Here is a 12,965-nt window from a genome sequence, read left to right on the forward strand (position 1 = left end):
TCTCAGCTGGTGGATTCGGCGGGCACACGCACCCTGAGCTTCCCTGGTTCCACCCACGTTCGGATGGCGACGGCTTGTCCGAACTCGTCGCCGTCGAGCTCGATCAACTCAGGACGGCTCACGGTCATAGTGAAGCGCCGCCCCTTGATGTAGTTGAGCGCCTTCACCTCCTTGGTGCGGAACTTTCGCCCGAGCCGAGTGCGGCTGAGCACTCCGTTCTCCCAGATGATCTTGGTGACGATCTGCGCCCAACTGACGAATCCCTCGGGCCGGAGCAGGACGATATCCAGCTCACCGTCATCGACGGCCGCGTCAGGCATGAGCAGCACGTTGGCTTGAAGAGATCCGCAATTCCCGATGATGACGGTGTGCGCGCGCAACGACCGAGAGCGACCGGCATCCAGCTTGTAACGGACCCTGAGTTGATTCTTGTCCCGTAGCGCGATGGCGATCGCTTTCACGTACGCGAGCCAGCCGATCTTCGCCTTGAGCTCGTCGTCCGTATTCGCGAGCATCTTCGCATCCAGTCCAAGCCCGGCCATGACCAGGTACGCGTGCCGGTCCACGCTCGAATCCTCGCGCCGTATCTCGATCATGCCGAGGTCGATCTGCCGGTCGTCGCCGGTGAAGGCGGAATGGATGGAGTGCTCGAGGTCGTCCAGCGTCAGCTTGAGATTGCGGGCGAGAAGGTTGCCCGTGCCCGAGGGCAGCAACGCCAACGCCACGTCATGCGTGCTGACGGCTTCGGCGACGGCCCGCACGGTACCGTCCCCTCCGGCAACGATGATCATGGTGACGTCTTGAGCGAGCGCCGCGTCGGTCGCGCCCTTGCCCGGGTCGTCCGCCGTGGTCTCGAACCACAGCGTCTCCCCCCACCCGGCAGCAGTCTGCTCCGCAGCGACGACGGCTTCAATCGCCGGCAGATCCACTTTGATGGGGTTGTAGATCACTGCAGCGACACGTGGGCGGTCCGCTGCAGTGTCTCCGGCGCGATCATCATTGTGATCCGGGTTGATCATGTGGGCTCCCGCTTCCGGCGTGCATTCCTATACGCGCCACGGCCCCAGGCAAGCAGATCGCCCCGATATCGGCTGCCCCATTGATTTCCATCGATCACGTCAGGAGAGATCCTGTCCGGCCGTACGGCGAGGATCCGCATCAGCGCCGGCACCCCTGGCGACGATGGCACGCGCGGCGTACTCTTTTCGACCGGGAGTGTGCAATGGGGTACACCGCAAGACCGTGGGCGCTGGGGTGCCTCGTGGGGATGCTGGCCCTGATTGCCGCATGCGCGGCGTCGCCCGGTGAGCCCGGCGACGCATCTGGCGCCCCATCGCGGTCGACCGCACCGCCCGCCGACTTCGCTCGCACGTTCGACATCGGCGATGGGCGGAAGATGTTCATGGAATGCCGCGGCGCCGGCTCGCCCACGGTCGTGATCGTCGCCGGCCAGCGGGCCGCCGCCGGCGACTGGATGGTCGTGGCCGACGGAGTCTCGTCGCCACCGGCATTCGAACTCGCGGCCGAGAAGACCCGGGTCTGCGCCTACGACCGGCCCGGCACGGTGGCAGGTGAGACCCTGAGCCGCAGCGATCCGATCGAGCAGCCCGCCAACTCGCAGGGCATGGTCGACGACCTCGATGCGCTCCTCAAGGCCGCGGATGTCTCCGAGCCCATCGTTCTCGCCGCGCACTCCGCCGGCGGCCTGGCCGCACGACTGTTCGCGTCCGAGCATCCGGATGCGGTAGCGGGCATGGTGCTGGTGGACACGTTGTCTGAGGCGATACAGGATTCCATGACCCCGGAACAGTGGGAAATCCAGAAGCCGCTGTTGCGAGGCAATATCGACGAGGCGATCGCCGAATATCCCGCGCTCGAGTGGATCGACGCCGAGACGAGCTTCGAGCAGTTGCGAGCGGCATCCCCACTGAAGCAGATGCCGCTCATCGTGGTCTCCTCAGACCAGCTGATCGGCCCGACTATCCCCGGGCTCAAGGCCGCGGGGGTGATCGGGCCGGAGATCCCCGATGACTTCGGCTACGTGACCGACATCGGGCACGAGAAGAGCCAGGCCGATCAAGCAGCGCTCGTCGCGGGCTCCATCCACATCATGAAGACCGACAGCGGGCACAACGTGCACATCGAGCGGCCGGAGCTTGTGGCGAATGCGATCGTCGACGTCGTCGAGCGCGTGAGAGACGGCGCCGACACGGCGAGCCGGTGACGACCTGCGACTCGATCGCTGCCGCTGGGGCTGTCGGGCCGGCTCGCGGGGTAGCAATCACCACAACTCGCGCGCGAGGTCAAGCCCCAAGACGGATGCCGGCCGCGTGGATATCCCTGATCCACTGATATCCACCCCGTCCCGAAGGGGAGCAACATGTTCACCTCAGCAGCCGCCGTCATCCGTTCCTTCGCGGCATCCCTGGGAAGGCTCCTGCATCGCCCTCGCCGGCGCCGCAGCACGTGGAGGGCCACGCTCGCCGACGCCCGCCGCGCGGAAGTCCACCACTCCTCGATGGCGTGAGAGCAGACCATGACCGATTCACCGATCCCCCGGCTGTCGCCGGAAGACGGCAATCCCGCCAGTGATCTGACACCCGATGTCGTCAACGACGAAGCCTCAGCTGTCACGGGATGACATGGCGTACCGTCGCAGCATGCCGAGCGATATGGGCGCAGATTCCGGGCCTTCACGATCCGGGCCGACAGCCGCTCGCCAGAATGAGGCCAGCGGAGTGCTTGCGACCGCGGTCGCACTCAGCGAAGCGATCGTCTCCAACGATCCCGCGCGGATCGCCGCGCACCTCGGCGAACAATGGCGGCTCGTCGACTCCGATGGGATAACGACGCGGCAGAGGCTACTCGACGTCGTCGCCAGCGGCCGCCTCACCCACTCGAGAATGCACGCCTCCGGCGAGATCTCCGTGCAGATCTACGGGTCGACCGCAGTCGTCGTTGCGCGCGTCCTCAACACCGCGCACTTCGACGGCGAGGAGTTCGAAGCGGATGAATGGACCACCGATGTCTTCGTCCGTGACGGTGCGGAGTGGCGATGCGTCCACAGCCACGTGACCGCGGCCAACGATGCCTGGCCTGATCCACCCCGGACACCGCGGACGGACGGACACCCCGACGGTACGCACGCTCCTGGATGACCGCGCGTCGTCGTCCGTCACGGCGGATCCCGCCGCGGTAGAGGGGTCGATGGTACGGTTTCGGGAATCCGGATGCGGAGCGGCCGCAGGTGGGGACGACGATGAAGTTGAAGATGCTCGCTACAGTGCCGGTGGCGGTTGCGTGCCTCGCGGTGCTCTTGGGAGGCTGCGCTGGGAGTGGGGCGTCGTACGCCGCACTGGACCGCGACATTCAGGCATCGGATGAGCTTCCTGAACTTGTCGCAGAGGGCAGCACCGACATCGATGCGGACTCTGCGAGATATGTCGGTGAGCACGAAGGTGTGGAGTTCTGGGTCGCACGGATGGATGAGCCAGACAGCGTGTGCCTGGTTGTCTATCCGAATGACACCGACTGGGTGGCCGGCTGCGGTGCGTACGGGGGCAAGCTCGGCGTAGGCGGGCCTTCCGGCGACTATCTGCTCGTGCCAGACGGTCTGCCCGCACCCGAAGACACGACAAAGCTCACCGACAACGTGTATTTGGTGCGCGACAGACAGCGCTGACGCAGTGGCAGAGCATCGGCGATGGCGGCACGTCGCGCGACCCGCGCGCTCACGACGCGGGCTCCCCTAGGCGGAGTCCGGCTGCTCGGCCGCGAGCTCGGTGCTAGCGCCGTCCTGAGGGACGAGTGTGAGCCCGCCCGTCGAATTCGCCGATCTCGTAAGCGATTCGATCCACGCCCTGTCGAGCTCTGGGCCGCGGGGCTCCTCGAACGTGAACATCAGTGGGATGGACGGCTGCAGCCACACGGTGCTTCGACCCTCCCGCTCGTCACTCGGGTGTCGCCAAGAGAGGGTGAAGCTCTCGTCACGTCGCAGTTTGGTCGCGATGACGACCTTCAGGTGCGCGAGAGTGCGGTCCTCGATGTGGATGGGCAACCCGGAGTCGCCGTAGTACATCGTTCCCATCCGCCACAGGCTACGCCCCTTGGCACTCGCTCGCAGCAGGTGCCGCGCCATCCTCATCGACGTCCTCGGCCATCCCAATGGTCTGCAGCGAGAGCTCGACAGATGAGACGGGTGTGGAAGAGTCGGTGCCATGTTGCGTGATGACGATCGCGAGTTGATGCGCGCGGTCTCCGAGTACCTCATTCGAGTCAACGAGCTGGCCGGCCGTGAGGCGTCGGCCGCGCGGACACCGCTGGCCGACATCATCAGCGACCACCTGGGAACTGACGCGTCGCAGGTATCGGTCGTCGTGGAGCACATCGCCGACCACCGCCTGGTCGACGCAGATATCGCGTTGAACGCGCTGGGGTCGGACGGCGAGGGGCGCCTCATCGGCGTCACAGGCGGGGACCAGAGACATCATCAAGGGCTGACGGAGTGGATCACCAGCCCCCACGCGCGCTACGCACCCGGCCCAGTGGATTACGCCGAGCGAGCCACCGGTCCGAGCTCGAGCGCAAGAGTCGTGTCGCTGGGCGTTCGGCTGCTGCGCTTCGAGGGAGTGCCGATCGTGCTGGCACAGCGTGCCGCCGCACCGCAGTTCGGCAGGCCGGCCGCGTCCGTTGAGGTCATGGGCACCGACGACGCAGTGGTGGCTCGCTTTCTCGACACCTTGCGGCGAACAATGATCGAGCGCAGCGTGCTGCGCGGTCAGGTGCTGTCGTTTCAACCCACCGAGTACGGCCGAGAGGCCGGCGCGACATTCGTGGAGCGACCATCGGTCTCGGCCGAGGACGTCGTGCTCGCGGACGGTGTGCTGGAGGAGATCGTCCAGCACGTCGTCACGATCGGCGAGCAGAGCGAGGCACTGCAGCGAGCAGGCCAGCACTTGAAGCGCGGTGTGCTGCTGTACGGCCCACCGGGGACGGGCAAGACCCTCACCATCCGTCACCTCCTCACCGCGACGCCCGACATCACCGCCGTGGTCCTCACCGGCTCCAGCATCCGATTCATCAGTGCGGCCGCAGAGATCGCGCGCACTTTCCAGCCCGCGCTGGTGGTGCTCGAAGACATCGATCTGGTCGCCATGGAACGGCACGGCTCACCCCAACCACTGCTGTTCGAGGTACTGGACGCCCTCGATGGCCTGGACGGTGATGCCGACGTGGCCTTCATCATGACGACCAACAGGGTCGAGGTGCTCGAGCGCGCCCTCGCCGAGCGTCCGGGCCGGGTCGATCTCGCCGTCGAGGTCCCGCTTCCGGCGCCGACGGAGCGGCGTCGCCTGTTCCGACGCTATGCGCATGGCCTTCCGTACACCGAGGCGGCCCTGGAGGCGGCGGCAGAACGTGCCGAGGGAACCACAGGGTCCTTCGCGAAGGAGCTGATCCGGCGGAGCGTGCTCCGCGCCGTCCAAGATGGGCGCGAGCCCCACGATGAGGATTTGGCGGCCGAACTCGACCGCCTGATGGATTCGCGCGAGCAACTCACCCGTTCCATGCTCGGATCCACCGTCGACCGCGACGTTCCGCCACCGAACGGGCACCACGCGGCCAGTCCCGGGTGGCACGCCGGCTGACCAGGCCGAGTTTCGAGGAGTTCGCGATGGGCACATCAACCAACGGGTCAGACTGGATCTCCCCGGCCGAGTTCCACCGGGCCGCCGATGTCGCTGACTGGCGCGTCACCGCGACGGGTCCGCAAGCCGTCTTCAGCGCGACATCCATCGCCCAGGCTGCCGACCTCGTCCCGCCGGTCGTCGCCGCCGCGGAGCGATTCGGCATTCTGCCGGACGTGGATCTGCGTCCCGAGGGCGTCGTCGTGCGCATCCCCTATCGCGGCGCGGAGGGCATCCCTGCCGCGGCAGTGGAGTTCGCGGCGACAGTATCCCGGGTCGCCGCCGAGCAACTGCTGACCGCTGATCCCTCGCGTGCACAGTCGGTCGGCATCTACGTCGCCCAGCACTCTCGAGCCGACGTGCGACCGTTCTTCATGGCTGCTCTCGGCTACGACGCGTTCGGCGAGACGGATGCTGTCGATCCCCTGCGCTGCGGACCACAGCTCGCATTCAACCCGATCACGGGAGACGCGCCGTCGAGAGGACGCACCCACCTCGACGTCTTCGTGCCGGCCGACCAGGCTCAGGCGCGAGTGGGGGCGGCCCTCGCCGCGGGCGGCAGACTCGTCGACGATTCGCACGCGCCCGCCTGGTGGTCGCTCGCATCACCGGACAATCACGGCGTGGACATCGCGTCCTGGACCGACACCTTCGACTGACAGACACCTGCGCTCGAGCACGGTCGACTGCCGTCGCTCCGCCTTGGTCATCGCTGGGAACTTCCGGCCAAACTCCTGCATCCGTCCGGCATCGCTCCGGGCAAGGCGCACACTGAGCGCATGTGGTGGAGATTCCTCAAGGCCGTCAGAGGGCGGCAGCACCGCGTCGCGGCGACGACGTGGGTCGCTGCCATCGCCGCTGTCGTCTACACCTTCGCGCCGATCGATCTGATTCCCGAACTGGTGCTCGGCCCGCTTGGACTCGTCGACGACCTCGGCCTCTGGGGCATCTTCGCCGTGCTCTTCGCCCGCGAGCAGCGCCGCTGGCTGACGGGCCTCGAGTCGAAAGCACGCACGGCCAGCGCTCTCTGAGAACAGCTCAGAGTTCTGATGCGGCGGTCATAGCCGGCAGCGCGGGATCCCCGCCGGGGGACCGCTTCACAGGAGAGCCGCAGCGTGGCTGTCAGCCCACAACCGCCTGATCCCAGTGAGCGAGGATCCACTCCACCGTCTGCTCTGCGGACTGCCCGGTCGAGTCCACCCACAGCCCGATGGACGGGGTCTCGGCGAGCCAATCATCGAACCGGCGCACGGCATCGACGATCGTCCCCTCTCCGAGCCACGCGTCGTAGGCGCCGGTGCCGCGTCGGGCCTCACGCCCCGCCACCGCTTCGACGCTCGGCCGCAGCACCACCAGCGCGCGCCGGCATGACAGGCGATCGAGCTGGTCGGTGACCCCGGTGCCGTAGATGTTGTCGACGTGCACGGCGTGGATGCCCGCGCCGACGAACGACTGGCTCAGCATCGCGCCGTGCCGGTACCGCAGCTGAAGTTGCGCGAGGGCGGCATCGCTCGGCGTCTCGCTCATATCGGCACGACCGCTGACGACCATGCGCCACAGGTCATCACCCTCGATGAACGCGGCCGGCGACAGCCGCTCCGCCAGCAGCCGCCCGACGGTCGTCTTGCCCGAAGCCTGCACACCGGTGATGAGTGTCGCGGTCGGCTCCCGGACCGACCCGGTCCCGATCGAAGTGCTCATCCGAGAAAGCGTATGCGACGACATCGGAGCGATCGCGAACCGGCGTCCTCACCTCTCGTCCTCCGACGACGTCACTGAACGCCTCGGAAGCGGCGCCGGCGGTACCAGAACACCGATCCGCCGAGAACAAGCGCGATCGTCGATCCTGACACGGTCGCCACGAGCACGACGGGGAACGGCTCATCTACCGCCCCCGGAGCATCCGAGTCGCCGCCGCGCTCGTCAGGCTCCTCCCCCACCGACGAACCCGGCGCCGCAGCGTCCTCCCCGCTTCCGACGGCGAAGCTGAACGTCCCTGAAATGGGGTGTCCGTCCGACGACACCACCCGCCAAAGCACGACGTACCCGCCATCCGGCAGGACGTCGGGGATCACCACGGTCACGAGGTTCTCGACCACCTGGGGTTCACCGATTGTCCAGCTCTCGTCCCGGTCATCCGTGACGGCGACGATGGCGCCGGCATCCATGATCTCCGCCGAGAACGTCAGCCTCACCTCCGCCGGCGCCGATGCCAGCACCGCGCCCGCGCTGGGGCTCGACTCGACGAGCTCGTCGTGCGCCGCCGCCGGCCCCACTGAGACGATGACCAAAGCGGACGCGAACAGAACCCCGACGATGTTGATCCTCAGCCGCATCACAACCGCCTCCGTTCCGCTCCCCGCTCGACCAGGTCAATGCCGAGCGCGCTCCAGCATGGCTTGCGCGTCCCACGCGCAGATGCTGTCCGGAGGCGGCATCCGATGTCGCTTGCTGACGTAACGCGGCGCGACCGATCCATCGCAGAATGATCGAAGCCCCATCGGCTGTCCCGCACTGACGCCGACCGGCGGTGCACGGCTGAAAGGACAGAAGTGACCGAACTGACCATCCGGCCGGCGCTCGCGAGCGAGTCCGAGACGATCTCGGCCCTCGCGCTGCGGTCCAAGGCGCACTGGGGCTACTCGCCGGGCTTCCTCGAGCAGTGCCGAGCCGAACTCACCTACACGCCGGACCGGTGCGCATCGGGCCGGGTCTTCGTCGCGGCCCGAGACGGTAGCATCCTGGGCTTCTACGCCACGGAGGGCCACCCACCTCGAGGCGAGCTGGACGCTCTGTTCGTCGACCCCGACCACATCGGCACTGGCCTCGGCGGACTGCTGCTTCAGCATGCGCTCACCCAGGCGGCGAGCGCCGGCTTCATCGAGCTGTGTCTAGACGCCGACCCCTACGCCGCCGACTTCTACCGCCGCCACGGCGCGGTCGTCATCGGCGAGGCGCCGAGCGGCTCGATCCCGGGTCGATCACTCCCCCGCATGCGATTCGAGCTCGGCAACGGCCGCGACGCCGCGCCACCGAGCCGGCGCATGTCCGCCGCCGACCAGCGCGACGCGCTCAACGGCATCGCGGCGCTCATCGAGCGCCACTACGTCTTCGCCGACGTCGCCGCCGAGTGCGCGCGAGAACTGCGGGAGCGACCGGTCGCCGACGAGGGGCCGACGACCGTCGAGTTCAGCCGTCAGCTGACGCAGCAGCTTCGGGAGCACGATCGCCACTTCTCCGTGACGTGGGGTGCTCCTACCGACCTGCCGCTCCGAAGCGCCTCGCAGCGAGACGACGCCACCATCAGCTTCCATCGCGACGGCCGGGTCGGCATCCTCACCATCCGGCTGTTCGACGATGCTGACGACGAGCGTGCCGCAGACCAGACCAGGGAGGCGCTCGACCAGCTGTCTCAGTGCGACGCTGCCGTGGTCGACGTGCGCAGCAACCCCGGCGGCTGGCCGTCGATGGTGGAGTACGTGCTCGGACCGTTCCTCGGACCCGACCCGGTCACCATCGTCACCTTCCAGAGCACCGATCACCCCGAGGTGATCTCGCGGTCACGACCCGAGCCGGCCCTCGCTGGTCTGGAACGGATGCCGCTGTTCGCGGTCATCGGGCCGGGCACGGCCTCGGCAGCGGAGAGCTTCGCCTACGCCCTGCACACGACGAAGCGGGCGACGCTCGTCGGCGAGCGCACGGCCGGGGCAGCCAACCCCGTCGAGTCGTTCCTCGACAGCAGCGGGTTCGCCGTCTACATCTCGACCGGCGCGCCGATCGACCCGCGCACGCAGACGAACTGGAATCACACCGGAGTCGCAGCCGACGTCGAGGTCGACGTGGAGCGTGCGCTCGATGTCGCCATCGGCTTGGCACGCAACGCGCGCCTCTAAGTGGTCGGGTCCTCTCCCTCGCGAACGACCTGCAGGACGCCCTCGCTGAACGCGCGCAGCCCGAAGCCGCTGCCGGACGGAGGCTTTCCGCCCAGCCGCACTGCCACCGCGTCCAGCGAGGGGACGACCATCAGGATCTGGTCGTGGAACCCGAGGGCCCAGAACGTCTCTTCGGGTGCGCCGGGCACGAGGGGCCCTTCGATAGCTCCGCCCTGCGCGCTCGTAGCCACCTCGGGCGTGACGGCAGGTCCGGGGCGGTTGAGCCACCACAACAGCCCGTAGGCCGCGTTCAGGTCGGTGCTCGGCCCACCCACCGCGTCATCGAGGAATTCCTTCGAGATCACACGCACACCGCCGGCCATGCCGTGGTCCAGGAACAGGCGACCGAGGCTGGTCAGATCATCACAGGTCGTCCATACCCCGGCGAAGACGTTCGCGTTGCCGGCCTCGTCCTGCTCGATCCGCGTGCCGGTCATTCCCAGCGGTTCGAACAGCCTCGTCTGCGCGAACTCATCGACGTCCATCCCCGTCGCCGCTTCGAGGACTGCTTCGAGGACCTGCACGGCGGAGTTGTTGTAGATCCACGCCTCGCCAGGGTCGGCATCCTGCCCCAGTCCCACGGCGAAGGCTGTCTTGTCGTCCGCCTGCGAGGCCATCTCGCGATAGTCGGTCCGGCTGTCCCACTCTCGCCCCGATGTGTTCGTCAGCAGATCCCGGATGGTCACCGCCGCGGACGGGGTGTCCTGCCATTCCGGAACGAAGTCGGCGACCGGATCGGAGATTTCGAGGAGTCCCTCGTCCTGCGCGATGCCGACGAGGAGCGACGTGACCGACTTCGTGATCGAGAACGCGCGAACCGGGTCGCCATCCGGATCGCCGTCGCTGACGAGCGTCGTATCGCCCGCGGCGACCGAGACGCAGGTCGAATCCGCGGCCGCCGCGCTCTCGACGAGCTGCGCGCGCGCCGAGTCCTGGGGGGCCGGACTGGCCTCAGCGACGGCATTGCACCCCAGCAGCAAACCGGGCGCACCGGCCAGGAGCAGCACGAGCGCGATTCGCCGCAGGACACCTCCAGCCGCGGGGCGAGCGGATGCCGCAGCGGGCAGGCCTTCTCGCTCACTCACCCGGGACTCCGGAAGGTGTGATCGAAGGTCCAGAGGCAGTTCGCGAGATAGGCCGCGCGCGTCTCGGGATCATCGACGGCGTACCGGAAGTCCTCGAGCCATTTGCACCGCGCATGGAAGCGGATCCGCGCACGCTCGTCGTCGGTGAGAGGACCGTCCAGCCCGGCGGCGATGGCGAACGCGACGTCGCTTCCGAGGTCGCGATAGAGCAGCCCGAGATCGCGAGCAGGGTCGGCGCGCGCGGCGTCCGTCCAATCGATGATCCCCGTCACGCCGCCCCCCGGGTCGGCGAGGAGGTGCTCGGCGCCGAGGTCGTTGTGCTGCGGCACCACGAGATCCCGGGTCGGCGGTGGCTGATCGCTCAGGAACGATGCGACGGCGGCGGCGTGCCGCGGCTCGAAGTGCGCCTGCGCCGCACGGAAGTTCTCGACGGCGTCGGCATGCCAGGCGTCGTTCGGGTGGTCGTCTCGGGGCAGCTGCTGGGCGACGGGCAGCTCCCGCAGCGCGCCGAGCACCTGGGTCAGCGCGTCCACGACACCGGTCGAGCGCCGCTGGGGTCGGCGCAGCAGGGGCTCGCCCGGCAGCGTGCGATAGACGATGAGCCCCAGCGCGGCGTCGTGTACCAGCGGCACCGGCGTCGCGAGGGGTGTCGCCTCGGCGAGCGCGTGGAGCAGTGCGACCTCACGGTCGACGGCCTCACGGTCTTCGTTGACGCGCACGACGCAGTGGGCGACCGCGAAGGTGGTGTTCTCTCCGCCTCTGGCCAGAGGGACGACGGCGGCGTCCTCGGGCCACAGGGCGTAGCGCGCGCCCAGCTCGGCCAGCGTCACCTGCTCGGCGGGGGTGACGGAGCGCAGCTCAGACGAGGGTGTCACCGAGGTAGCCGTCCTTTCCGAAGCCAGGCAGGATCGCGAAGAGGGCGCTTCCGGTGTGCTGGATGAAGGCGTTCAGCCGATCCTGCTCGGCCATGCGCTGCTGCGCGGCGATGAACTGGTTGTCAGGGTCATTGCCGTACGCGCAGAACAGCAGCCCGACGTCGAGCTTGCCGTGTCCGCCGTGATGGTGGTCTGCGGTCCCGGGAGCGTGTGGATGGTTCTCGGGGTGCTCCAGCGGATCGGGACTGCCGCCGGCCATCGCGGTCAGAAAGCCGTAGTCGTAGTTGTAGCTGCGCCGCAGCATGGAGAAGCCATGCACCCGCCGGATGTGGGCATCCGAGGCGATCACGGTCGTGCCGTCCGCACCCTGCGCCTCGAGGTCAGGCTCATCGAACTCCTTGGTTCCCGTGAGCGGCGCCCCGTCCGCGCGGCGGCGGCCGATCACCGCATCCTGCTCGTCTCGGGCTGTGAGATCCCAGTTCGCCGTCTTCATCCGGATCTTGCGGAAGACCAGGTACGAGCCTCCAGTGAACCATTCCGGCTCGTCGGGAAGCGTCCACACGGTGTCTGCGAACTCGGGCGAGTCGGTGGGCGGGTTCGAGGTGCCGTCCTTCTGCCCGAACATGTTGCGCGGCGTCCCGCCGGCCTTCGGAGGGCTGATGAACCCGGACTGGGTCCAGCGGATGACCGCGTAGCCGGGCAGCCGCGCGCGCACTGCCCGCATCGCGGCGCTGACCACCTGGGCATCGTCCGCGCAGATCTGGAAGATCAGGTCTCCGCCGCCCCACCGCGGGTCGAGATGATCGCCGGCGAATACCGGGAGCGGTCGAAGGCGCCGAGGCGCTTCTCGTGTCATCCCGGGCAGTTCGAACACCCCGGCGCCCACCCCGATGGTCACCGTCAGGCGCGAGGGCGAGAGACCGGTCGCGAAGTCTGTCGGAGTGGTCGCGCCCTCGGGGAACATCCGCGACGGCGGTGGTTCCTCGCCGCGCGTGATGAGGGCCACCGTGGCGGAGAGGTCGACCATCATGCGACGAAACGACGCGGCATCCGAGACGGTCAGATCGGCGGCGACGAGAGTGGCGTAGCGCTGCTGGGCTGTGGCTATTCCGGCCTGGTGCGCCCCGAACGCCGAGACGATGTCGGAGTCCTCGGAGGGAGCCGGCTGGGCCGCTGTCTCATCTGCGCTCGCGATCAGATGCCCTCCCGTGAATCCCACCACGGCTGCGCCACCCACCGCCGCGAGGGCGGATCCCAGCAGAGCCCGCCGCGACACGGCGAGCGTGCGGCGGTTCGCCGGTGACTCGGCATCATCGTCATCGGGGAGAACGGGGAGGTCGGTGTGGTGCTGTCCAATGGGTTCGGTGGTGTTCACGAATATCCTTCGAG

Annotated in this window: 15 protein-coding genes; 8 read left to right on the plus strand and 7 right to left on the minus strand. The window is 68.1% G+C overall.

The features are described from left to right. Positions 1-2: 2 nt before the first annotated feature. A complete protein-coding gene (locus ACLKM7_RS01425; RefSeq protein ID WP_436445229.1) occupies positions 3-1,019 on the minus strand; it encodes a diacylglycerol/lipid kinase family protein in 1,017 nt (338 codons plus the stop codon). A 203-nt stretch (positions 1,020-1,222) separates the two neighbouring features. Here ACLKM7_RS01425 and ACLKM7_RS01430 point away from each other — a divergent pair, with 203 nt between their 5' ends. The 4 genes from ACLKM7_RS01430 (at position 1,223) to ACLKM7_RS01445 (ending at position 3,682) form a co-directional block, all read left to right on the plus strand. Beyond that, on the plus strand, positions 1,223-2,224 hold the full coding sequence (locus ACLKM7_RS01430) for an alpha/beta fold hydrolase (RefSeq protein WP_436445230.1): 1,002 nt from the start codon (positions 1,223-1,225) through the stop codon (positions 2,222-2,224). A gap of 156 nt (positions 2,225-2,380) precedes the next feature. Then, positions 2,381-2,527: a hypothetical protein gene (locus ACLKM7_RS01435; RefSeq protein WP_436445231.1), complete on the plus strand. Its 147-nt coding sequence runs from the start codon at positions 2,381-2,383 to the stop codon at positions 2,525-2,527. Between the two features lie 211 nt (positions 2,528-2,738). Further along, on the plus strand, positions 2,739-3,158 hold the full coding sequence (locus ACLKM7_RS01440; protein ID WP_436445232.1) for a nuclear transport factor 2 family protein: 420 nt from the start codon (positions 2,739-2,741) through the stop codon (positions 3,156-3,158). 101 nt (positions 3,159-3,259) lie between these two features. Beyond that, positions 3,260-3,682: a hypothetical protein gene (locus tag ACLKM7_RS01445; RefSeq protein ID WP_436445233.1), complete on the plus strand. Its 423-nt coding sequence runs from the start codon at positions 3,260-3,262 to the stop codon at positions 3,680-3,682. A gap of 66 nt (positions 3,683-3,748) precedes the next feature. Here ACLKM7_RS01445 and ACLKM7_RS01450 read toward each other — a convergent pair whose 3' ends face one another. Further along, complete coding sequence (locus ACLKM7_RS01450) at positions 3,749-4,087, minus strand: DUF7882 family protein (protein WP_436445234.1); 339 nt, start codon at positions 4,085-4,087, stop codon at positions 3,749-3,751. A gap of 130 nt (positions 4,088-4,217) precedes the next feature. Between ACLKM7_RS01450 and ACLKM7_RS01455 the strand changes: the two genes are divergently transcribed. From ACLKM7_RS01455 to ACLKM7_RS01465, 3 genes are all read left to right on the plus strand, one after another. Beyond that, positions 4,218-5,645 carry an AAA family ATPase gene (locus ACLKM7_RS01455; protein ID WP_436445235.1) on the plus strand — a complete coding sequence of 476 codons (1,428 nt, stop codon included), beginning with the start codon at positions 4,218-4,220 and terminating at the stop codon, positions 5,643-5,645. A gap of 26 nt (positions 5,646-5,671) precedes the next feature. Then, on the plus strand, positions 5,672-6,343 hold the full coding sequence (locus ACLKM7_RS01460) for a VOC family protein (RefSeq protein ID WP_436445236.1): 672 nt from the start codon (positions 5,672-5,674) through the stop codon (positions 6,341-6,343). A gap of 120 nt (positions 6,344-6,463) precedes the next feature. Further along, complete coding sequence (locus ACLKM7_RS01465; RefSeq protein WP_436445237.1) at positions 6,464-6,715, plus strand: YkvA family protein; 252 nt, start codon at positions 6,464-6,466, stop codon at positions 6,713-6,715. Positions 6,716-6,806: 91 nt separating this feature from the next. Here the strand turns inward: ACLKM7_RS01465 and ACLKM7_RS01470 are convergent, their stop codons facing one another. Further along, positions 6,807-7,385, minus strand: a complete 579-nt coding sequence (locus ACLKM7_RS01470) for a phosphotransferase (RefSeq protein ID WP_436445238.1) — start codon at positions 7,383-7,385, stop codon at positions 6,807-6,809. Positions 7,386-7,456: 71 nt separating this feature from the next. Further along, complete coding sequence (locus ACLKM7_RS01475; protein ID WP_436445239.1) at positions 7,457-8,020, minus strand: copper resistance CopC family protein; 564 nt, start codon at positions 8,018-8,020, stop codon at positions 7,457-7,459. Between the two features lie 216 nt (positions 8,021-8,236). Between ACLKM7_RS01475 and ACLKM7_RS01480 the strand changes: the two genes are divergently transcribed. After that, the gene (locus ACLKM7_RS01480; protein ID WP_436445240.1) at positions 8,237-9,577 is read left to right on the plus strand and encodes a GNAT family N-acetyltransferase; all 1,341 of its coding nucleotides are present in this window, start codon (positions 8,237-8,239) and stop codon (positions 9,575-9,577) included. On the opposite strand, the gene ACLKM7_RS01485 is transcribed toward ACLKM7_RS01480, so the two are convergent. From ACLKM7_RS01485 to ACLKM7_RS01495, 3 genes are read right to left on the minus strand one after another with little or no spacing between them, the layout of a single operon-like run. Beyond that, positions 9,574-10,701: a serine hydrolase domain-containing protein gene (locus ACLKM7_RS01485; RefSeq protein WP_436445241.1), complete on the minus strand. Its 1,128-nt coding sequence runs from the start codon at positions 10,699-10,701 to the stop codon at positions 9,574-9,576. The two genes, ACLKM7_RS01480 and ACLKM7_RS01485, sit on opposite strands and share 4 nt — an antisense overlap. Beyond that, entirely contained in the window at positions 10,698-11,576 is an 879-nt protein-coding gene (locus tag ACLKM7_RS01490; protein WP_436445242.1) for a phosphotransferase family protein, read from the minus strand. The genes ACLKM7_RS01485 and ACLKM7_RS01490 overlap by 4 nt, the downstream gene beginning before the upstream one ends. Continuing rightward, positions 11,560-12,951: a Dyp-type peroxidase gene (locus ACLKM7_RS01495; RefSeq protein ID WP_436445243.1), complete on the minus strand. Its 1,392-nt coding sequence runs from the start codon at positions 12,949-12,951 to the stop codon at positions 11,560-11,562. The genes ACLKM7_RS01490 and ACLKM7_RS01495 overlap by 17 nt, the downstream gene beginning before the upstream one ends. Positions 12,952-12,965: the final 14 nt, after the last annotated feature.

Origin of the sequence: Microbacterium sp. I2 (genome assembly GCF_051364985.1) — a bacterium.
In the GTDB taxonomy this organism is placed as follows: Bacteria; Actinomycetota; Actinomycetes; order Actinomycetales; family Microbacteriaceae; genus Microbacterium.